Here is a 21,688-nt window from a genome sequence, read left to right as displayed (position 1 = left end):
CTAAAGAAAGCTTCCGTGGTTAGATTAGATCTATAAGACAACCTATTATTATTATCACCTAAACCAAAATTACGAAACATATAATTAAATTATTATAATTAATCTAAATATTACTAAAATTAAAAAACCAAAGCACCCCAAAAACAAAACGTTTCATTTCAATTAAGAAATTTAAATAAAACTACTATTTTTTGTAACATTCCTTACTTATTTGTAATTTATTATTTAATCATCCGCATTTTCTACTTTGTTTATGATAATAAAAAAGGATTGAGATACGAAACTCAATCCTTTACATTTTAAATTTCACTTATTCTTTATTGGGGATTTTATTACACGAAACCTGCAACTTGTAAATTTCTTTATCTAGCTGTTGGCTAATGAGAACAACCTCGGGGTCTGTGTACTCCTTTTGGATCGTTAATTTATATAATCTTGCTCGTTGCTCTTCAATACTTCTTTTAAAACCTGCAGACTTTCTTAGCATATATTTATCCTCCAATAGATGAATATCAACTCAATTCTTATTAAACGTTTACTGCGCTAGATTGAGCAATGCTTATATTCTAAGATATTTTTTAACTATTGGGCTTTCATGTTCAATCTTCATTATTTCATTTTTGGGAACGGTCAGTTTTTTCTTAATTGAAGTCCCTGCTCACCCTACAACTACAACTTAGTTCACAACTCCATCACATTCATTAAAAAATTTTTAATCTAAAAGTAAATTTTTTATATCACATATAAAGTAATGTGGTAATATATATTTAATAAGAATTATTTTAATTAAGAAATCTGTTAACTACACAACTAAGAGATTAAATAAATAGTAAGGTCTTATAAAATGTTCGCTGCTGTCCTAGGACGGCAGCTTTCGTCGTTTTATAAGGATAGTGAATTTGATTATTTTTCTCAATTGAAAATAAGAAAGGGGTATTTACTATGGAAGCAAGTCCAAAAGTTACGACGATTCATGCTACATATGAAGCCGACCATGTGGAATCTACATCATTTCTTTCAAAACATGGAGAATTAATTGCCGCTTTAGTTTCCGGTGTATTAATTCTAAGTGCTTCATTCGTTAAAAACGATAATTCAATCATGTCGATTATTTTATATGTTTTAGCATTTTGTATTGGAGGATACGCAAAGGCAAAGGAAGGTATTGAAGATACGATTGCTGAAAAGGAACTAAACGTTGAAATGCTAATGATTATTGCGGCAGTTGGTTCAGCTGTAATTGGATATTGGACTGAAGGTGCCGTACTGATTTTCATATTTGCTTTAAGTGGCGCACTTGAAACCTATACGTTAAATAAAACAAATAAAGAGATTTCTTCACTATTATCTCTTCAGCCACAAACGGCAATTCGTTTAGTCGATGAAGTTGAAGAAGTTGTCAGCATTAAAAATTTAAACATTGGTGATTATATATTAATTAAAGCTGGAGAACGTATTCCTGCTGATGGTCAGATCGTTAAAGGAGAAACATTAGTAGATGAAGCTGCTCTTACAGGTGAATCAGTTCCTGTTGTTAAAAACTTAAACGATGAAGTGTTTGCAGGAACAATCAACATTAAAGGTACGCTAGTAGTTGAAATTACGAAACATAGTGATGAGACTCTTTTCCAAAAAATCATTAATCTTGTTCAAACAGCTCAAAGTGAACAAACTCCTTCTCAGCAATTCATTGAAAAATTTGAAGGTGTTTATGTTAAAGGCGTATTAATCGCTGTATTATTCATGATGTTTTTACCGCATTTTGCTTTAGATTGGTCATGGACAACAACATTTTATCGAGCAATGATTTTACTAGTTGTCGCATCACCTTGTGCATTAGTAGCATCGATTACACCAGCTGTTTTATCTGCAATCTCGAATGGAGCAAAGTCGGGAATTCTAGTTAAAGGTGGTATTCATTTAGAGCGATTAGGTGTATTAAAAGCAATCGCATTCGATAAAACTGGTACTCTAACAATTGGTAAGCCTGAAGTAACTGGTTTTGAGAAAATAGAAGATTTTGATCGTACAGAGTTATTATCGATTGTTGCTTCAATTGAAAGATACTCTACTCACCCGCTAGCTGCAGCCATTGTTGAATACGCAACGAAACAAGGAATTACAGTATCTTCGTCATTTGAACAAATTGATGACCACCCTGGTTTCGGTGTATCAGCGATTTTAAATGGTACTGAGTATAGAGTAGGTAAAAAAGAGTTCGTAACGATGAAACAAAATCCTCTCATTCATTTTGAACAACAGTGGGAACAAGAAGGTAATACAATCGTTTATGTAGGTACTCAAGATAAAGTTGTTGCGATTTTCTCATTAAAGGATTTAGTTCGTAACGAATCGAAGCAAGCCTTATCTACTTTAAATAAATTAGGTGTTCAAACAGTCATGATAACTGGTGACTCAGAACAAACTGCTAAGGTAATTGCTGCCGAGAGTGAAATCAATGAATATTTTGCATCATGCTTACCGGATGAAAAAGTATCAATTGTTAAAAAGCTAAAAGACCACTATGGTCAAGTTGCAATGGTTGGTGACGGTATAAACGATGCCCCTGCTCTAGCGACTGCAAATGTAGGAATTGCCATGGGTGGTGGAACTGGTGTTGCATTAGAAACTGCAGATGTCGTTCTGATGAAAAACGACTTAACAAAAATATCAAAAGCAATCACTTTATCAAAACGTATGAACAAAATCGTAAAACAAAATATTATTTTTTCACTAAGCATAATCGCATTCCTAATCTGCTCGAATTTCCTACAAATCATTGATTTACCTTATGGAGTAATCGGTCACGAAGGAAGTACAATTTTAGTTATTCTTAACTCATTAAGATTATTAAGAGATTAAAAAAAAGCATCGTACAAAATCATTGTACGATGCTTTTACTTTTAAACTGAACTAGTAATGAGCCTTTTAGCAGGAAAAGCGAGTATTCTAGTCAGTCTAAAAATTAATGATAATCATTATGTCCGTTTGCAGAACCGCTAGTTTTGCCCTTTGGATGAGAGCTACTTTTTTGCTTCTTATTCGATTTATCATTATGGTTTTTCTTATTATTACTCATTTTTAAAATTCCTCCCTTTTTGAAGTCTTTTCTAGTTTACCTCTCTAAAATAAGACTACTCATGGAAGAAAACTCCATTATATTATAGAAGAAATTATTTTGGATTCGGATTATTTGGGTCAATTAATTTTGGTTTAGCTTTGTGCTTACCATATTGTCGTTGCTTTATTAATGCATTAAGCTCTCCACCAATAATGACGACCATTGCCGAAATAAAAAACCAAATCATCAAGACAATAATTCCACCTAAACTACCGTAATGACTTGTGTAATTACCAAAGTTATCAACATAAAAAGCAAATCCAAATGAAGAAATGATCCATCCAAATGTTGAAAATAATGAACCAAAAAATACTTTTTTAATGTGAACAACTTTACTCGGTCCTATTGAATAAAGAACAGTAAATACAATCATTAGGATTACAAAGCTTAGAGACCAACGAATTAAGCTCCATGTATACAAGAAATCCTGAGATATATCTAAAAATTCAAATACAGACTTAGCAATTACTTTCCCAAACACCGGTATTAATAATGCAAACACAATAACAAAAATCATAATAATGGTTAAAAGAATTGAAACCCCTCTTGTGACAAAGTAATTTCGTTTATCCTCTACATCATACGCATCATTAAGTGCCCGGATGATTGCATTAATCCCATTGGAAGCAGCCCAAATCGTCGCAATTACCCCTACTGACAACACTCCACCATGTGATTGCCCGATTATTAACTTTAAGTTACTTCGTATAATGGCCATTGCATCTGGCGGAGCATATTGACTTAAGAATGACAGTATTTCATTAGTAGAAAGTGGTAAATAGGTTACGACTTGTGTTAAAACAAGTAGAAATGGAAAAAGAGATAGCATCAAGTAATATGCTAGCTCCGCTGAACGAGATACTATTTCGTCTTCCATACACTTTTTTACTAAATCCCAAACAAATGCTACAATAGAATTCTTTTTGTTAATCAAATTGACACCTTCAATTGTTATTCTTTAGATGTATTACCTGTCAATAAAATTGATTCTACTTTCTCTTGTACTTCATCTGCATTTTCATCAGTTAAATCTTCAATACCTTCAAGAGTAGCTTCTAACTGCTCGTCAGTATCAGAAGTTTCAGTTTCATGATTTACTTCTAGTGAAGTCGCAGAAATTTGCGATTTACCTTCTTCTAGATCAATTGAATCTTCAATTTTCTCTTCTACAGCTTCAACTGCTTTTTCAGTTACTTTAGAAGAGCCTTTATCAAACTTATTTAATGTAGAATCTTTAATTTCGATCCATTTATCTTTTACAAGCTGTACATTGCCCTCTAATTTCTCAACTGAGTTTTGTACAACTCTTAATTGATTACGGACAGCACCTTTTACGATTTCTGGATCTTCTTTAATTTGATTTAATTTGTTTGTTACACTTCTTCCTTTACGTGAGATTTTCTCACGATTTTCCTTGTTAAGTAGAGTAACTCCTGCACCAATTGCGACTCCGACTAGAATATTGCGTAAAGCTTTGTTACGTTTTGACATTCTACATCCTCCTCTAAACTGTTAATTGGTGTTGCTTTAAAATATGCTGAAGTAAATGAGAGCATCCTTCTGTAATGATGTCATATACTTCATTAAAATTACCCGTATAATATGGATCAGGCACTTCCTTCCACATTGATGCTGGAACATAATCTGAAAGTAGTGAAATCTCTCCTATACAATTATTTCTTGCTAAATTCATTAAATCCTCTTTATTCTGTGCATCCATCGCAACAATATAACTAAAATATTTAAAGTCATTTTCTGTCACTTTTCGAGCTTTCATACCTTCGCAAGTTATACCTTTTTCACTCAATAAACCTTGTGTTCCCTTATGTGGAGGGTGACCTAAATGCCAATCTCCAGTACCAGCTGAGTCTATCATAAATTGTTTATCTAACCCTTTTTCTGTCACTAAATGACGAAAAACAGCCTCAGCCATTGGCGAACGACAAATGTTACCTAAACAGACAAATAATACTTGAATCATCTCAATGTCTCCTTCAAATTATTTACACTTTCTGCCAAAATTTAGCTGTTTCTTTCGTATTCATTCTACACGGTAAATTTTAAAATGAAAAGCAAGCCACTGTGAATAATTTATGACCAGTATAAATAAGATAAAAGTTATAATGCTTATTTTTTACATAATAGCTATGATTACACTCATTTTTTAAAAATAATTTTAATGACGATCTAAAAAAGTTAGCTTTGTTAATGTCTATAGCGATTCTTACATAGATTCCACTAACAGTAGCCAATTTTTTTTAATTTTTATGGATAAATTAATTGTATTTTTAAATCACCTTGACTATATTTAGTAAAGACAACTAAATGTAAGCTAAACCACAAGGGGAGCCATTTGGCTGAGAGTGAATAGATTAGCTATTCTTACCCTCTGAACCTGTTAGTTAGTACTAACGTAGGGATGTGGCACGATGAAAAAGCAACGCCGGGATCATCATGCTACCAGTGTTGCTTTTTTATTTATTCCTAGTACTGTAAACTCCCTAATTTGAAATGTGGAAGCGACTCGCTTTTGCCCCGGCAAGCATAAGGCAAAGACTGGGGAAGAATGATTTTTAACTTCACATTTCTTTGACTTATGACCTCTAGGGGCACAGCATTTGGAACTAGACATTGGAATGTTGGTGACTCTTCGCTAAAAATTCATTATTTATATGTGTTTGACTACATCAGTTGTCCACTAGATAAAGGGGGAAATATAAATGAAGACATCAAAGATTCAATTAATGGCGGAAATAGCAATGTGTGCAGCACTTGCAATCGTTTTTGATTTTTTACCATTATTTACTGCACCTCAAGGAGGCTCTGTATCATTATCAATGATTCCAGTTTTTCTAATTGCTTTCCGCTGGGGATTAAAACAAGGTTTAATTACCGGACTATTACTAGCAGCTCTACAAATTGTAACAAAACTATATTTTGTTCATCCAATACAAGTATTTTTAGATTATATCGCAGCATTTACAAGTCTCGGATTAGCTGGTCTTGTCTATAAACAAATAAAAAATAATTTAGCAAACGGCAATAAAAAAAGTGCAGCAGCTTATATCATATTAGGAACTTTTATCGGCTCGTTAGCTCGTTTCATCTGCCATTTTATTGCTGGAATTGTGTTCTACGGTTCTTACGCTCCAAAAGGAACTCCAGTTTCACTTTATTCATTAGTATATAATGCTTGGTACATGGTTCCTTCCTTTATTATTAGTGCAGTTCTTTTAATCATCTTACTCTCTTCTGCGCCAGTTCTTGTTCATGTTAAAAAGAATCGAAATCAAGCAGCATAATTTAAAAAGAAATGAAAACCCCTTAGAGTAGAAATTATTGCCTACTTCAAGGGGGTCTCTTTTTATATTGGCAAGTGTTGTTTCTATGACCGTTTATTTATAGGCCTTCTGTTTATATTGATATATTAAATAACCTATTAATAAGCCAAAGGAGTTTAATATCATATCATCTATATCAAAACTACCTACTTTAAAGATAAATTGTATAATTTCTACTGAAAATAAAATTATAACACCTGTTAATATAGATAACTTTATACTTTTTATTTTTGTTTTTAATATGATACCTAAAGGCATTAATAACAATAAATTTCCTAATAGATTAGAAATCTTTAGTGAATCATTCATATCATTATTTAAATAGCTAATTATTGTTCTAAAAGGAACGAAATTTATGCCTGTTGACGTTGAATTTCTTCCTAAAAATAAGATAGCGACTAGGAATATGAAATAAAACAAATTAGCCATAAGCAATACTGTATTATCAATTATTTTTTTATCTTTTTGGAAGAGCCTTTTTGTAAAAATTAATAGTACCATTGCAATAAATAATCGCATTAATAGATATATTAATTGAGAAGCTACTGGATAGAATTCCAATAGTAGATCATCGAAAAGATAAAAACAAATTAAAAACGATAAGACTACACTTAAAATTATCCATATTGTATTTATTAGGTATTTTTTCATTAATCGAAATTACCACTTACATAAAATTTAGTACCATCACTTTTGTTTGATTCAAATCTAAGTCTATATGAATCAGACTTTAAGCCAGAGAAAACATGTTTTACTGTTTTTGATTTTGTACTCGTAGCAAATCTTGCTTTTGTTCCAGCTGTTCCCCAACCTAAAATACCTTTTACTAATGGTTGAGCTGTAACTTTATAATCATAACCACTTGTCTTAGCTGTATCTCTTGAATGAGTTAAATTCATTGTTAATGTACCGTCGGTGACAGAATTAGTATTTACGGTGTCCACTAAAGCAGTGTAATTACCACTAAAATTAGTTGATGCTGCATACGCGTTACTAGCTAACATTAAAGATGCACCAAATAAAGCAATTCCTAATTTAGTATTTTTTTTCATAATAATTCCTCCATATTTATAAATTTTTTTATTTTAAAAAACATTTTGTAAATGGTTTTTACAGGAGGTGTCTTACATTTAATATTAAAGTGGTGTATCTGCTAATGTCCAAGTTAATGAAGTCTTATATTGTGCTCCAGCTACTTTATAAGCCGCGCCTGGTACGAAAAGTGCCACACTATTCGCACCTTCTGTTTTATTCTGTCCATATGCAATTGTCCATGTTCCAAGACCTTTACCTTGATCTGCAAAAGCTACCTCTTGAGGAGCTCCATTTGGATTTAATGTTACTGTATTCGCCTCTGGTTTATACTGGTCAGCAGTGGATGAATTTAAAAATGGATTCGTTAATTTTAATTCTGCACCTGTTAACTCATTACTCCCACTCTTGAATTGGCCATTTTGTTGAACTGTTAACTTCCATCCTGTATTCGTTCTTCGCTGATCAGTTACTTGAATAAAGTTTGGTACTTGAATTATCGAATCATTTGAAGCTTGCTTTACTTGATCTAAATGTGCAGTATAAACTTTGTTCTGACCAGAAATTTCCTGATTACCAAAACGGAAGTTTGATACATAGTCAATACTTAATGCACTCTTTGTTCCTGGCTCATGAGGATCTTCTGGATCAGTTGGATTGACTGGTCCTACTGGATTCGTTGGGTCTGTTGGGTCGACCGGATTTTTTGATTCTGCCGTTACTGTAACATTTGATTCTGCACTCGTATTCCCTGCTACATCGGTTGCAGTTACACTCACTAAATCGCCAGCAAATAATGTCTTCGGTATTACTGCTACCGAGTACGAACCATCTTCTCGAGCTGTCGTAGTGAGAATTGATTGATCTTGTAATTTAATCTTTACAAAACTATTCGCTTCTGCAGTTCCAGTGATACTTGTACTTACATCCGTAATTGGGTTAACCACCGGAGGAAGAATAGTTTTATCCACTGTAAAGTTAATATCCTTTTTATTACCAGCATGATCAGTAATCACTAAGTTATGTGCGCCATCTGCTGGATTGACTTCCCCAGTAGTAATACTTATACCATCTAGAAATGCTGTATTAATCCCACTTAAAGTGTCGCTAAAAATAATGTTTTCTGCGGTATTATTGTTATATAATTGTCCTTCAACATAATTGGTAATGGGTGCCTGTTTATCTATACTAACCGTTAACCTTGAACCTTGGTCTGTTACTGGATTACTTTGATTTCCGGAATCATCCTTTACTCGTACTTGAATATTCGTTATTCCTTCATTTTTTACTGTATAGTTAACGCCTGTTGTAGTGCCATTGCTTAAACCATCTGTGCTCCATGTGTTACCATTATCTGTTGAAACTTCGTACGTTGTTGGATCGATTCCATTATCATCATTTGCTGTAAAATGAATCGTTGTATTTTGATTTGTCCATGACGTACCACCTGTATACCCTTCTGGAGTGATAATATTTGCAGCAGTTATTTCTGGTGCCCCCGAATCTAATAACGTTACAGAAACATTTTCAATTTTAAAGATTGAATAGCCATCATTAGGACCTAGGGCATAGTCTTCGAAACTAATAACAAAATTAGACTCAGTTCCCATCGCAGTAAAAGTTGTGGTTGCGTTTTGAGACCCTGTGTACTCTCTATATCCTCTGTCAGTTAAATCGGTGGATGTTGCTCTGTCAGTTACAAACCAGTCGTATCTTAGTTTGTCATTGGTATTTTCAATAAGACTAAAAGACAACTTTACAGTATAAGTTTTTCCTGGAATTGTTTTAACTCTTTGTCTCATAGCTATAAACTCTTGAGATGGGTCAGTGTTCAATAGTTTTAATAAAATTCCATCACCAGAAGGTTGAACATAGGCTTTTGATTTAGGGCTACCTGGTACTTTATACCAACCGTTATCATCTTCTACCAAATCAAACAGAAAGGGTTCAGCAGGCTGTCCCTCATTAAAATACCCCGTAAATGCCCAGTTTGGAATAGTAGTGGTTTGATGATCTAAATTAAATGTAGGGTTTTCTACTAAATTTGGAAGTGTTGCTGCCTGAGCAATATTATTTTTGAACAATCCTTGTAATTCTGCTGATTTTGGTAGAATACCACTCACTATCACTCCAAAAATAGAAGCAAAAACAGTTGCTTTAAAAAGTCTTTTTCTTTTTCTAACCAATCTATTTCTTCCTCTCCAAATTAATCATATTTCATTTATCTTGATCTTTTTTTATTGTCTTTCTAAGTAATAAGAACGTAAATATCAATAGTAAAAAAAGTAATATAATACCGCTTATGATCCTCATTGTATAATCTTTTTCCATCTCTACCGCAGAAGTGTTAAATTTTTTAGCTGTATTTTCCTTAATGGTGAAGGTTCTTGTCCATTCCCAAGTTTGGTCTCCGGCTGTAGCTTTCATTTCTAAACGATACTTACCTGGTTCAAACGCATTATTTTTCCACTTAATTGCATAATCAAAGTTCGAATTAGGAGCCATTCTTAAATTTTCTTTTTTTGTTTTATAAAGGACATTTACTCCTTTTTCCTTATAGACTTTTGCATCTACACTTAAATTCTTTAACATAGCTGGCTTGATATTTTGCAAGTTAGCCGTAACAACATTACGTGCATTGATTTGTGTTGGTTTAATGTCATTTAATTTTAGATCTGGCTTGATTACTTTATCTGTTTCTCTTAATACAACACCAATTACATACGCATATTTATTATTAATTTGTACGCTTTCATCATCTTTTTTAGCTTGTTCTTCCTCTTCTTTCTCACTAAAATAGAGTCCTCCCAATATGACACCATCGAATTGTTGCTTTGGCATCTCAATCGTAATTTCTACTGATTCTTCACTTCTTGCTGGAATTATCGTCTCTTTATTTACTTTAGCTATATTAGCGAATGGGATTTCTAATGTATTATCCACTTTTGGATTTGAAATACTGTAATCTGGAATACCACTACTATTTGTAATCGCTGAATTAGCGCTTGTTTGAATCGTTACACTTTTATCTGTGTCATTCTTTATTTGAACTTTTAGTACTTGTTTTTGGCCGGGTTTCATTTTCAAATCAAAATATGTTTTGCTCGAATCAATCTGATTAGTTGGAATAACAGCTGACACAGCAAAATTCATTTCAGCAGCGTTTGCATGAAAATTATTAATATTAATGAAAAATAAAATAAAAACAATTTTTTTTAGTACTTTCATTGTTAGCTCCTTCATGTGAAAAATGTAACATAGTTATTTTTGTTAGCTCAACCACTTTTTTTACCTTTTGCAACGGTAATGTCGTTAAGTTTTCACTTGTTTGCATTTATTATTTCTTATAAATAGATGCAATTAGCACTTTCGACAGAACTGCTACAGCCAGTAATGTTACAGACTTCGATTAAAGTTGAACGAAGCTATTCGTACACATACTCTTCTATATTTTGAAATATGCATTTAAATTTTGAACACTTTGTGAAATCTGGTTATCTGTCCCTTTCTACATTCATATATATAATTACGGAAAATTTTTAAAGGGGGTTTTTACATTGGCTTATGATGTACTCATCTTTTTCTTTTTCGTTATTATTCTTCTTGGTATGATTTGGGCATTATTTTTATTATTGAAAAATGGTTTAAATGTGGAAGATAGCTTACGAATTGATCCAAAACTTTCCCAACCTATTAAAAATGAACATTCATAGTTTAATAAAGTCCATCCTTTGATGGGCTTTTCATATGTTGAAAAATGACTCATGAGCCTGTTATGAGTCATTTTTTTTCATCTTTTTTCTTTTTTACTTACTCATGAACCTTTTATGAGTACTTCTTTGGGTATGGAAATTATTAAAGCAATAAATTAGACGATCAATATAAAAAGGCATTGACAATTTAACGTTAAATTTACTAATTGTTGTCTTAGCTATCAAATATTACCATGACTATTCTTACTCAATATCAGTTAAGATGGTGTATATGGTTTTTTAATCTTTTACATCATTTAGAGGAGGGATTTTAATGGATACATCATCCATCTCAAAAACGACTGTTGATGTGCTAAACAAGCAAATAGCAGACTGGAATATTCTATTTGTAAAGTTGCATAACTATCACTGGTATGTAAAAGGTCCAAATTTTTTCACTCTACATACTAAATTTGAGGAATTTTACAATGAAGCAAGTTTACATATTGATGAGCTTGCAGAACGAGTGTTAATAATTGGTGGAAAACCGCTGGCTACAATGAGAGAATATCTTGATACTTCAAGTCTTAAAGAAGCAAATAAAAATATCACTTCTGATGAAATGGTTCAGGACATTACTAAAGACTATAATTATTTAATTGAAGAATTAAAAGATGGTATGGAAATTGCAGAGTTTGAAAATGATTCAGTTACTCATGATTTACTATTAGCCATTCGTGAACAACTTGCAAAGCATGTTTGGATGTTAACAGCCTACTTAAATTGAGTTAAAACTTAAGATTAAATTAAGAAAAGCAGTGTAAAATAAATTGGATTATTCATCCTTTTATCTTTACGCTGCTTTTTACATTTCTAATTTGTAGCTAAAATGACGTTAAATAGATTAATAATGTTTAATAACATTTCTTATTTCCTATGTAAAAACAGGTATTATGAACTAGGAACTTCAAACTACAAATTACTTAACCAACTTATATTTTCCACAAAATTAATACATTTTCTGACAAAATCCCCTTTTATTCTTCCTTTTTTTCAAACACATCCTTTTATCTATTGAAACAATATTTTTGTAAACGTTTTCATTATATTTTTTCCTTACTCTCCCTTATATTATTTAATCTATCAACCTTTCTATGGAATGATAATTACATTTTTTCCCTATTTATTTACTAGTTAAGACGAATTTAGAATGAATTTTAGTCAAAAAGGACTATATATTACAGAAAATGTTTTCATATTGAAACATTCGCGTAATAATATTATACTTATGAAAATTCTAAATATAACAACAATTAAGCTCATGAAATCTCGAAAGGAGACACGAAATGTCAAAACCTCTTTTGGAAATTGAACATTTAACGACATCGTTTCGTATAAACAACCAATATTATCCTGCTGTTGATGATGTATCACTGACTGTTCATGAAAATGAAGTTCTTGCAATTGTGGGTGAATCAGGCTGCGGCAAAAGTGCATTAGCCCTATCAATTCTAGGATTACATTCAAATAATCGTACAAAAATGAAGGGATCGATCTCTTACAAGGGTACAAATTTACTAACGCTAAATGATAGTAAATTGAATAAAATACGAGGCAAGGAAATCGGAATGATTTTCCAAGAGCCTCTTACTGCCCTAAATCCGTTAATGACAATTGGTAAACAAATTGAAGAAAATTTAGATTTCCATACTAATCTTTCCCGTTCACAAAAAAAGGAGCGTGCAATAGAGTTACTAGAGCAAGTTGGAATTCCAAAGCCAGAGGTTACTTATAAACAGTATCCACATGAATTATCTGGTGGTATGAGACAACGTGCTATGATTTCAATCGCGATTGCATGTAACCCTTCGTTCATTATTGCAGACGAGCCAACTACTGCTTTAGATGTAACGATACAAGCTCAAATATTAGATTTATTAAAAGAAATACAAAAGAAAACGAAGCTAGGGATTATTTTAATTACGCATGACTTAAGTGTTGTTGCAGAAGTGGCAGACCGTGTTGCTGTAATGTATGCTGGACAAATTATTGAGACTGGTTCAGTTGAAGAAATACTAAATAATCCATTACATCCATATACACGCTCACTATTAAACTCTATTCCTACTACTCATTCAAAAAATCAAAGACTTCATATTATTGAAGGTACTGTGCCACCATTAGATAAACTACCTAGAACTGGCTGCCGATTCAGCCACCGTATCCCTTGGATTCAAGCTTATGCTCATGAAAATCAACCTATCTTGCACGAAGTTAAACCAAATCATTATGTACGTTGTTCTTGTTATAAGCATTTCCATTTCAAGAACGAGAAAGGAGCACCGATCGTAAATGTCTCTATTAAAGGTTGATAACTTAAAAGTACATTACCCCATTCGTGGTGGTATTTTCCGAACAGTTGTAGATCATGTTCGAGCTGTTGATGGAATCTCATTTGAACTAAACGAAGGCGAAACATATGGCTTAATCGGAGAATCAGGTAGTGGAAAATCTACTGCAGGTAAGGCAATTCTTCAATTAACTAAGGCGACTAATGGAAGTATTAAGTTTTTAGACAATGACTTAATAACCTTAAATAAAAAGCAGCTGCGAGCATTTCGCCAAGAGATTCAAATGATATTTCAAGACCCATACTCTTCTTTAAATCCTAAAAAAAGAATTATTGATTTAGTTGCAGAACCTTTAAGAAACTTTGAAACTTTAACTGCTGAAGAAGAGCGTGAAAAAGTACTTTACTACCTTGATAAAGTCGGATTATCACCAGAATCAATCTATAAGTATCCACATGAATTTTCTGGTGGGCAACGTCAACGAATTGGGATTGCAAGAGCTTTAACTTTACAACCTAAATTAATCGTTGCAGATGAGCCTGTTTCTGCTTTGGATGTTTCAGTACAAGCACAAGTACTTAATTTCTTACAAGATTTACAAGAAGAATTCAAACTAACTTATTTATTTATCGGTCATGACTTAGGCGTTATTCGCCATTTATGTGATCGAATTGGTGTTATGTATAGAGGCAGACTTGTTGAAGAAGGCACTACCGAAGATATATTAAACAACCCACAACATATCTACACTAAACGCTTAATTGCGGCAATACCAGATATTCGTCCAGAAGTTCGAGAAGAAAAAATTAAAGAAAGACAAGCAGTTAGACAAGAATATCAACAAAATGCTTCTTCTTACTTTGATGGAAATGGTCGACCATTTGATTTAAAACCAATCTCAGATACTCATCGAGTAGCATTACCTTAGAAAGGAGTAACGAATATGTTGAAATTTATCATTCGCCGTATACTCATCATGATTCCTCAGCTTCTGATTCTGAGTATACTAATCTTTGCACTCGCTAAAGCAATGCCAGGTGATGCATTAACTGGTCGATCGATTAACCCAAAAGCTAATCCACAGGAAATTGAAAAAATCCGTGAAGAAATGGGTTTAAATGATCCTGCTTATGTTCAGTATTATCATTGGATTAAAAATGTTGCAAAAGGAGATTTTGGTGTTTCATATACACACAAAATCAATGTAGTTGATGTAATTGGTGACCGTATTGGAAATACTGTTTTACTTGCCCTCTGCGTGTTTATTGTGACTTATTTACTAGCAATTCCACTTGGCATTATTAGTGGACGCTACAACGACACGTGGGCGGATAATCTGATAACCGGATATAACTATTTAGGTTTTGCTACCCCACTATTTATTTTTGGTCTAGTTATGCTATTTATTTTTGGATTTTATTTTGATCTTTTTCCTACGGGCGGTAGCGTAGACCCACAAATTGCTAACGGAACTTTTGCTTATTACGTAAGTAAATTAGATCATCTTGTCTTACCAACTTTATCAGGTGCACTTATTTCAACTGTTGGAATTTCCCAATACTTACGCAGTGAAATTATTGACACGAAAGTAAAAGATTTTGTACGAACAGCTAGATCAAAAGGTGTTCCTGAAGCAAAAGTTTATTCTAGACATATTTTACGAAATTCATTCTTACCAATTGCTGCATTTTTAGGTTATGAGATTACCGGTTTAATAGCTGGTTCAGTATTTTTAGAGTCAATTTTCGGATATCCAGGAATTGGGCAGCTTTTCGTTAAATCCGTTATGTTACGTGACTTTACAGTTGTAAATGCGCTTGTTTTAATGACTTGTCTTGCAACACTTTTTGGAACATTAATCTCAGATATTATTCTAAGCATCGTTGATCCACGTATACGGATTGAATAGGGTAGGTGAAATTTATGGAATTAAAAATCGAAAATCAAACTCATATTGCAGAACAACGAAAAAGCCCATCTGGTTTTAGTGTCATCTGGACAGAATTTAGACGAGATAAGTTAGCTTTAGGTTCTCTAATCGTGCTTGGCCTAATATTAATAATTGTGTATGGCACTTCCATTGTTCTAGATCAAGACCAAATTGTTAAAGTTGACTTTCTATCAATCTATCAGCCCCCTTCTTCTGCTCATTGGTTAGGTACTGACTACGGGGGACGTGATGTATTTGGACAACTAATAATTGGGACAAAAAATTCTTTTACGATTGGATTTTTTATCACAATTATTACTAATCTACTAGGTCTAACATTAGGTTTAATAGCTGGTTATTTTGGTGGTTGGGTTGACAGTGTCGTAATGCGTATTATTGACTTTTTCTTATCCTTACCAACATTAATGCTAATTATTGTATTCGTAACAGTTGTACCTAAATTCTCTATCATAAATTTTGTCCTTATCATGAGCCTTTTTTTATGGACAGGTAAAGCAAGGTTAATTCGTTCAAAAGTATTATCAGAGAGCGAATTAGATTATGTGGCAGCAGCTAAAGCAATTGGCACGCCAAACTGGAAAATCATTATCTCACATGTTTTACCAAATGTAAGCTCATTAATTATTGTTGCATTCACTTTAAACCTAGCAGGAAATATTGGGATCGAATCTGGTCTAACCTTCCTTGGTTTTGGTTTACCAGAAAGCACGCCAAGTTTAGGAACACTTGTTAGTTATGCAACAAACCCTGATGTATTACAAAATAAGCTGTGGATATGGTTACCTGCATCGTGCATGATTTTAGTGCTCATGCTGAGTATAAATTTCATCGGTGAAGCGCTAAAGCGTGCAGCTGATGCAAGACAAAGAAGAGGTTAATTAACATTAAAGGAGAGTGGAAATATGAAAAATGCAAAAAATTTTACGAAAGTATTAAGCGCAATGGCAGTATCTATGATGATTCTTTCAGCATGTAAAGGCGGCGACACAAAGACTTCGACTACAACTAAGCAAGTCGACCAAGCAGCTTTTCCAATTAAAGTATCTAATAGCAAAAAGTCGATCTCAGGTGGCACATTAAAATACGGATTAGTATCTGATACGCCATTTGAAGGTATCTTAAATACAGTTTTCTATGAAGGCGATCCAGATTCTCAAGTTCTTCAATTCTTTGATGAGCCACTTCTTTCAACTGACGAAAACTATATTTATGACCAAGATGGTGCTGCTACATACAAATTAAGCGACGATAAAAAGACGATTACTTTAACAATTCGCGATAATGTAAAATGGCATAATGGTGATCCTGTTACAGCTTCAGATTTAGAGTACGCTTACCTTGTAATTGGTAACCCAAAATACACTGGTGTACGCTATGATTCACAAATGTCTATGATTGAAGGTATGGAAGAATATCATAACGGTAAGGCAAAAAATATCTCTGGTGTTAAAGTAATTGACGATCACAACATTTCAATTACTTTTAAAGAAGCAAACCCATCAGTACTTACTGGATTATGGACATACCCACTACCTAAAAAATATTTAGCTAATGTTCCAGTTGATAAATTAGTATCATCTGATCAAATTCGTAAAGCTCCTATCGGCTTTGGACCATTTAAAATTAAAAAGATCACTCCAGGTGAAGCTGTAGAGTTTGAAGCGAATAAAGACTACTGGAATGGTGCTCCAAAACTTGACAGTGTACTATTAAAAGTTGTAAATCCAACTATTGCTACATCTTCTCTAGCAAACGGAGATATCGATATCGCTTCTGTTTCAGCTGACCAATATGATCAAGCTAAAAAATTAAAAAATATCCAATTAATCGGTAAAACAGAGTTAGCTTACTCTTACATCGGATTTAAATTAGGTCATTATGATGCGAAAAATGGTGTAAACGTAATGGATAATCCAAAATTCCAAGATAAGCGTGTACGTCAAGCAATGGCTTATGCACTTGATAATAAAGCAGTTGGGGAAAAATTATATAAAGGATTACGAGTGCCTGCAACATCTGTAATTCCACCATCATTCCCTAAATACTTTGATAAAGCATTAAAAGGATATACTCATGATCCTGAAAAAGCTAAAAAATTACTAGACGATGCTGGTTACAAAGATGTAACTGGAGATGGCTTACGTGAAGATCCAAACGGAAAACCATTTAAAATCAACTTCGCTTCTATGAGTGGTGGCGATATCGCTGAACCATTAGCACAATTCTACTTACAATCTTGGAAAGAAGTTGGCTTAGATGTTCAATTATTAGATGGACGTTTACATGAGTTCAACTCATTCTACGATATGGTAGAAAAAGATAATCCAAAAATCGATATTTTCGCAGCAGCTTGGGGAACAGGTTCTGACCCAGACCCATCTGGAATTTGGGCTAAAAATGCACCATTCAACTACGTTCGTTGGGTTAATGACGACAATGATAAACTGTTAAAAGAAGGTATTTCAGCAAAAGCATTTGATGAAAAATACCGTCAAGAAGTATACGACAAATGGCAAGAGCTTGTAAATGACGAAGTACCAGTTATCCCTACTCTATTCCGTTTCGGTTTAGAAGGAGTTAATAAGCGCGTTAAAGGCTACGACTTAACAGCTGGTCAAGGCTTCCAAGGTCACTTACAAGACATCACTGTAACAAATGCAGAGTCTGAAAAAAATAAATAAGCAATAAAAATGCAACTGTCTCTTAAGTCTATGTACTTTTGAGACAGTTCTTTTTTTGTGTATAACTCATACCTTTTGAATAGCCATAACATTAAAAATGTGGATAAGTAATGATCCCCTTCCTATTTGTATTGAATTAGTAAGAGTTATTAACAAGTGCCTGCGAACATTTGTTAATATTTAACGCAGGAGCAATTAAAAACAGGAATACGTTTATCAAAACAGTGGATAAGTAGCCGCTCTCCTCTTCGAAGACAAAAAAGTATTAACGATTATACGAACAAACTATGCACTTTGTTGATAAAGCTGTGAACATTGTTAATAAAGCAGTGATTTTATACATAAGATGGTGGGATTTAGAGATTGTAGATTTAATTTCAAAAAGCATGAACGATATGTAAACATTGTTGATAAAGTTCTGAACTACCTGACCTGTCTATTGCTAAACCTGATCAACAACACTACCACAATTCAAGAAAACACAAAAAACCCGCTAGTAAAGCTTACTTACTAGCGAGTTTTCACCAATCTTTGAGACAACATCAAACTATTATTATTAACTTACTTTTTGACTCTCTTCTTGCTCGTATTTTTCAATTTTATGCTTAGCAGAGAAATGGTAATAGATTAAACATAAAATCATGAACGGAACACCGCAGTACAATGCAATACGTTGGTCTGGGATAAATGCAAGGCTAATTATTACAATTACATTTAAAACTAATGCAACGATTGGAACGATTGGATAAAGAGGCGTTTTGTATTTTAGATCCTCTATTTTCCCACCTTCTTGAATGTATTTCTTTCTGCCTAAAAGGTTTGAAAGTGCAATGCTTGCCCAAACAAATAAGCAGCCAAATCCTGCAATTGATAGTAACCATAGATAAACCGTGTCTTCTGCGTAAATTCCGCTTAATAGTGATAAACACCCAAAGAACATACTAAAAGTTAAAGCGTTTAAAGGTACACCATTTTTAGTTAATTTACCTAATTTAGCGCTAACCATTCCTTTTTGAGCCATTGAATACATCATACGTGATGTTGCGTATAAACCCGAGTTAGCAACTGATAGAACTGCTGTAATAATAACAAAGTTCATAATATCTGCTGCATATGGAATACCGATGTTATCAAATACTACTACGAATGGACTATCTACTAAGCCAGCTTTCTCCCAAGGGAATAAGCCTGCTAAAACAAATATTGATAAAATAAAGAATACTAGAATTCGCCATACAGTGTTATTAATTGCTTTAGGTACAGCTTTTGCTGGATCTTCACTTTCACCAGCTGCAATCCCTACTAATTCACTTCCCTGGAATGAGAAGTTAACTGCAACCATTGTGACCATAATTGCTAAAAAGCCATTCGGGAAAAGTCCGCCGTGGTCTGTAAAGTTAGAAAGCATTGGAGCCTTTGTCCCTTCCATTGGTACAATTCCAAACATTACTGCTCCACCTAAAATAATAAAAAGAACAATTGTTACTACTTTAATACTTGCAAACCAAAACTCAACTTCAGCAAAGGATTTCGTTGAAAGTGCATTTACTGAGAATAATATTACACCAAATACTACACACCAAATCCAAGTCGGTACATCCGGAAACCATCTCTTCATTAACATACTAACTGTAATTAACTCTAAACCGATTGTTACCGACCAGTTTAACCATGCCATCCATCCAACTACATAGCCTGACGCTGGTGAGATATATTTAGTTGCATAAGTTTGATAAGAACCAGCATCTGGTAAATTAACTGCTAATTCTCCTAAACATAGCATTGTTAAATACATTACTAATCCACCTACTAAGTAGGCTAATATTGCTCCACCTGGGCCGGCTTCACTAATTGTATAGCCTGATCCCATAAACAAGCCTGTCCCAATTACTCCCCCAAGAGCAATCATAAACAAGTGTCTACTTTTTAGCTCTTTTTTTAACCCCTGTTCTTGTTGTTTCATGAAAGTCCCTCCTCTAGATGTAAATTGTGTGCATAAGTTATAATATTCTGATATAACAGAATATTATATCCCTTATTTCCTTAATAAACATTAAAGCGCCCTAAACCAACGTATTTTAAGACTAAATTTTCAGAATTTATCTGAAAGCGTATACAAATTATTGTGCTAAAATAATATCTTAATTATAAAAATAGATTTTATTATCTGTCAATACAATATAAGTGCTCCAGATGGAATTTCCACCTGGAGCAAGCCTATTAGTCTATTAAACCCATCCACGGAAACGAGAAGCTTCCGCCATTTTACGAATACCAACCATATATGCAGCTAATCTCATATTTACTTTGCGGTTAACTGATGTTTGGTAAACACTATCAAATGAACGCACCATTTTTTCACGAAGTTTTTCAGCAACTTCTTCATCAGACCAGTAATAACCTTGGTTATTTTGAACCCACTCAAAATAAGAAACAGAAACTCCACCAGCACTTGCTAATACGTCTGGAACTAGTAAAATTCCGCGCTCTGTTAATATTTTAGTAGCTTCTAGAGTAGTAGGACCATTTGCAGCTTCAACTACAATTGATGCTTGAATATTGTGAGCATTTTCAATTGTAATTTGGTTTGAAATTGCAGCTGGAACTAAAATATCACAAGGTTTTTCAAGTAATTCTTTATTCGAAATTACATCAGTAAATAAGTTAGTTACTGTTCCAAAGCTATCTCTTTTTTCTAGTAAGCTATGAATATCTAAACCGTTTGGATCGTATAATGCGCCAAGTGCATCAGAAATTCCGACTACCTTTGCACCTGCTTCTATCATAAACTTCGCTAAGAAGCTTCCCGCATTTCCAAATCCTTGAACAATGACACTAGCACCCTTTAAATCGATTCCCTTACGTTTAGCAGCCTCTTCGATACAAATTGTAACACCTTGAGCTGTAGCTGTTTCACGTCCTTCTGATCCACCTAATACTAGAGGTTTACCAGTAATAAATCCAGGAGAATCAAATTCTTGAATTCTACTGTATTCATCCATCATCCAAGCCATAATTTGTGGGTTAGTATATACGTCTGGAGCAGGAATATCCTTTGTTGGTCCAACGATTTGGCTAATCGCACGAACATATCCTCTACTTAAACGCTCTAACTCAAAAATTGACATTTTTCTTGGATCACAAATGATACCGCCTTTTCCCCCACCGTATGGTAAATCAACGATACCGCATTTTAAGCTCATCCACATTGATAAAGCTTTTACTTCGTCCTCATTAACTTCAGGATGGAATCGAATTCCACCCTTTGTTGGACCTACAGAATCATTATGTTGTGAACGATAGCCAGTGAAAATTTTCACTGAGCCATCATCCATTCTTACCGGAATTTGAACTGTTAAAAATCGTAATGGTTCTTTTAATAACTCATAAAGTTCTTTTGAATAACCAAGTTTATGAAGTGCTTCTGAGATTACTTCTTGAGTAGACTCAATTAATTCTCTGCCTTCTTCTTTGATTTTGTTTTGTACTTCATTTTGTGGGATTGTAGTTGTCATTTTT

General features: G+C 33.5%; 19 protein-coding genes and 1 riboswitch. Of the genes, 9 read left to right on the top strand and 10 right to left on the bottom strand.

Annotation, left to right across the window (positions count from 1 at the left end; translation table 11 throughout):
• Window positions 1-310: 310 nt before the first annotated feature.
• Entirely contained in the window at window positions 311-487 is a 177-nt protein-coding gene (locus B6K90_RS13425) for an aspartyl-phosphate phosphatase Spo0E family protein (protein WP_088013280.1), read from the bottom strand.
• Window positions 488-942: 455 nt separating this feature from the next.
• Here B6K90_RS13425 and B6K90_RS13420 point away from each other — a divergent pair, with 455 nt between their 5' ends.
• On the top strand, window positions 943-2,862 hold the full coding sequence (locus tag B6K90_RS13420; RefSeq protein ID WP_088013279.1) for a heavy metal translocating P-type ATPase: 1,920 nt from the start codon (window positions 943-945) through the stop codon (window positions 2,860-2,862).
• Window positions 2,863-3,173: 311 nt separating this feature from the next.
• On the opposite strand, the gene B6K90_RS13415 is transcribed toward B6K90_RS13420, so the two are convergent.
• Genes B6K90_RS13415 through B6K90_RS13405 form a run of 3 tightly spaced genes read right to left on the bottom strand, consistent with a single transcriptional unit; the run spans window position 3,174 to window position 5,102 of the window.
• Window positions 3,174-4,055, bottom strand: coding sequence for a YihY/virulence factor BrkB family protein (locus B6K90_RS13415; RefSeq protein ID WP_235821799.1), 882 nt, complete (start codon window positions 4,053-4,055; stop codon window positions 3,174-3,176).
• A gap of 17 nt (window positions 4,056-4,072) precedes the next feature.
• Entirely contained in the window at window positions 4,073-4,612 is a 540-nt protein-coding gene (locus tag B6K90_RS13410; protein WP_088013278.1) for a hypothetical protein, read from the bottom strand.
• A 13-nt stretch (window positions 4,613-4,625) separates the two neighbouring features.
• Complete coding sequence (locus B6K90_RS13405; protein WP_088013277.1) at window positions 4,626-5,102, bottom strand: low molecular weight protein-tyrosine-phosphatase; 477 nt, start codon at window positions 5,100-5,102, stop codon at window positions 4,626-4,628.
• A 351-nt stretch (window positions 5,103-5,453) separates the two neighbouring features.
• Window positions 5,454-5,558: riboswitch (TPP riboswitch) on the top strand.
• A gap of 283 nt (window positions 5,559-5,841) precedes the next feature.
• Between B6K90_RS13405 and thiT the strand changes: the two genes are divergently transcribed.
• Complete coding sequence (gene thiT, locus B6K90_RS13400) at window positions 5,842-6,423, top strand: energy-coupled thiamine transporter ThiT (RefSeq protein WP_088013276.1); 582 nt, start codon at window positions 5,842-5,844, stop codon at window positions 6,421-6,423.
• A 93-nt stretch (window positions 6,424-6,516) separates the two neighbouring features.
• Here thiT and B6K90_RS13395 read toward each other — a convergent pair whose 3' ends face one another.
• From B6K90_RS13395 to B6K90_RS13380, 4 genes are all read right to left on the bottom strand, one after another.
• Window positions 6,517-7,113, bottom strand: coding sequence for a VanZ family protein (locus B6K90_RS13395; RefSeq protein WP_088013275.1), 597 nt, complete (start codon window positions 7,111-7,113; stop codon window positions 6,517-6,519).
• A complete protein-coding gene (locus B6K90_RS13390; protein WP_088013274.1) occupies window positions 7,113-7,514 on the bottom strand; it encodes a hypothetical protein in 402 nt (133 codons plus the stop codon). Before B6K90_RS13390 ends, B6K90_RS13395 begins: the two co-directional genes overlap by 1 nt.
• Window positions 7,515-7,598: 84 nt before the next feature.
• Window positions 7,599-9,680, bottom strand: a complete 2,082-nt coding sequence (locus B6K90_RS13385) for a WxL domain-containing protein (RefSeq protein WP_235821798.1) — start codon at window positions 9,678-9,680, stop codon at window positions 7,599-7,601.
• A gap of 31 nt (window positions 9,681-9,711) precedes the next feature.
• A complete protein-coding gene (locus B6K90_RS13380) occupies window positions 9,712-10,722 on the bottom strand; it encodes a DUF916 and DUF3324 domain-containing protein (protein WP_088013273.1) in 1,011 nt (336 codons plus the stop codon).
• Window positions 10,723-11,051: 329 nt separating this feature from the next.
• On the opposite strand from B6K90_RS13380, the gene B6K90_RS23725 reads away from it, so the two are divergent.
• The 7 genes from B6K90_RS23725 to opp4A all read left to right on the top strand — a co-directional run bounded on the left by B6K90_RS23725 (window position 11,052) and on the right by opp4A (window position 18,169).
• Window positions 11,052-11,207 carry a hypothetical protein gene (locus B6K90_RS23725; protein ID WP_167555362.1) on the top strand — a complete coding sequence of 52 codons (156 nt, stop codon included), beginning with the start codon at window positions 11,052-11,054 and terminating at the stop codon, window positions 11,205-11,207.
• Window positions 11,208-11,520: 313 nt separating this feature from the next.
• Entirely contained in the window at window positions 11,521-11,973 is a 453-nt protein-coding gene (locus B6K90_RS13375; protein WP_139840730.1) for a Dps family protein, read from the top strand.
• A 559-nt stretch (window positions 11,974-12,532) separates the two neighbouring features.
• Window positions 12,533-13,558: an ABC transporter ATP-binding protein gene (locus tag B6K90_RS13370; RefSeq protein ID WP_088013272.1), complete on the top strand. Its 1,026-nt coding sequence runs from the start codon at window positions 12,533-12,535 to the stop codon at window positions 13,556-13,558.
• Window positions 13,539-14,465, top strand: coding sequence for an ABC transporter ATP-binding protein (locus B6K90_RS13365; RefSeq protein WP_088013271.1), 927 nt, complete (start codon window positions 13,539-13,541; stop codon window positions 14,463-14,465). Before B6K90_RS13370 ends, B6K90_RS13365 begins: the two co-directional genes overlap by 20 nt.
• A 15-nt stretch (window positions 14,466-14,480) precedes the next feature.
• Window positions 14,481-15,446, top strand: coding sequence for an oligopeptide ABC transporter permease (gene opp4B, locus B6K90_RS13360; protein WP_088013270.1), 966 nt, complete (start codon window positions 14,481-14,483; stop codon window positions 15,444-15,446).
• Window positions 15,447-15,460: 14 nt separating this feature from the next.
• Window positions 15,461-16,366 (top strand): ABC transporter permease, encoded by a 906-nt coding sequence (locus B6K90_RS13355; protein ID WP_088013269.1) that lies wholly within the window; start codon window positions 15,461-15,463, stop codon window positions 16,364-16,366.
• Window positions 16,367-16,390: 24 nt separating this feature from the next.
• Window positions 16,391-18,169 (top strand): oligopeptide ABC transporter substrate-binding protein, encoded by a 1,779-nt coding sequence (gene opp4A, locus B6K90_RS13350; RefSeq protein ID WP_088013268.1) that lies wholly within the window; start codon window positions 16,391-16,393, stop codon window positions 18,167-18,169.
• Between the two features lie 556 nt (window positions 18,170-18,725).
• On the opposite strand, the gene B6K90_RS13345 is transcribed toward opp4A, so the two are convergent.
• Entirely contained in the window at window positions 18,726-20,132 is a 1,407-nt protein-coding gene (locus B6K90_RS13345; protein ID WP_088013267.1) for an amino acid permease, read from the bottom strand.
• A 265-nt stretch (window positions 20,133-20,397) separates the two neighbouring features.
• On the bottom strand, window positions 20,398-21,684 hold the full coding sequence (locus tag B6K90_RS13340; RefSeq protein ID WP_088013266.1) for a Glu/Leu/Phe/Val family dehydrogenase: 1,287 nt from the start codon (window positions 21,682-21,684) through the stop codon (window positions 20,398-20,400).
• Between the last annotated feature and the right edge of the window lie 4 nt (window positions 21,685-21,688).

Source organism: Gottfriedia acidiceleris (genome assembly GCF_002128425.1).
Classification (GTDB): Bacteria; Bacillota; Bacilli; order Bacillales; family Bacillaceae_G; genus Gottfriedia; species Gottfriedia acidiceleris.
Note: the sequence above shows the minus strand (reverse complement) of the source record. Positions and strands in the feature narration are given on the sequence as shown.

Coding starts and splice junctions, on each gene's coding strand:
- B6K90_RS13355 (WP_088013269.1), top strand. CDS start 15,461: ATGGAATTAAAAATCGAAAATCAAACTCATATTGCAGAACAACGAAAA.
- B6K90_RS13340 (WP_088013266.1), bottom strand. CDS start 21,684: ATGACAACTACAATCCCACAAAATGAAGTACAAAACAAAATCAAAGAA.
- B6K90_RS13370 (WP_088013272.1), top strand. CDS start 12,533: ATGTCAAAACCTCTTTTGGAAATTGAACATTTAACGACATCGTTTCGT.
- B6K90_RS13375 (WP_139840730.1), top strand. CDS start 11,521: ATGGATACATCATCCATCTCAAAAACGACTGTTGATGTGCTAAACAAG.
- B6K90_RS13395 (WP_088013275.1), bottom strand. CDS start 7,113: ATGAAAAAATACCTAATAAATACAATATGGATAATTTTAAGTGTAGTC.
- B6K90_RS13410 (WP_088013278.1), bottom strand. CDS start 4,612: ATGTCAAAACGTAACAAAGCTTTACGCAATATTCTAGTCGGAGTCGCA.
- B6K90_RS13405 (WP_088013277.1), bottom strand. CDS start 5,102: ATGATTCAAGTATTATTTGTCTGTTTAGGTAACATTTGTCGTTCGCCA.
- B6K90_RS13420 (WP_088013279.1), top strand. CDS start 943: ATGGAAGCAAGTCCAAAAGTTACGACGATTCATGCTACATATGAAGCC.
- B6K90_RS13380 (WP_088013273.1), bottom strand. CDS start 10,722: ATGAAAGTACTAAAAAAAATTGTTTTTATTTTATTTTTCATTAATATT.
- opp4A (WP_088013268.1), top strand. CDS start 16,391: ATGAAAAATGCAAAAAATTTTACGAAAGTATTAAGCGCAATGGCAGTA.
- B6K90_RS13425 (WP_088013280.1), bottom strand. CDS start 487: ATGCTAAGAAAGTCTGCAGGTTTTAAAAGAAGTATTGAAGAGCAACGA.
- opp4B (WP_088013270.1), top strand. CDS start 14,481: ATGTTGAAATTTATCATTCGCCGTATACTCATCATGATTCCTCAGCTT.
- B6K90_RS13390 (WP_088013274.1), bottom strand. CDS start 7,514: ATGAAAAAAAATACTAAATTAGGAATTGCTTTATTTGGTGCATCTTTA.
- B6K90_RS13365 (WP_088013271.1), top strand. CDS start 13,539: ATGTCTCTATTAAAGGTTGATAACTTAAAAGTACATTACCCCATTCGT.
- thiT (WP_088013276.1), top strand. CDS start 5,842: ATGAAGACATCAAAGATTCAATTAATGGCGGAAATAGCAATGTGTGCA.
- B6K90_RS13345 (WP_088013267.1), bottom strand. CDS start 20,132: ATGAAACAACAAGAACAGGGGTTAAAAAAAGAGCTAAAAAGTAGACAC.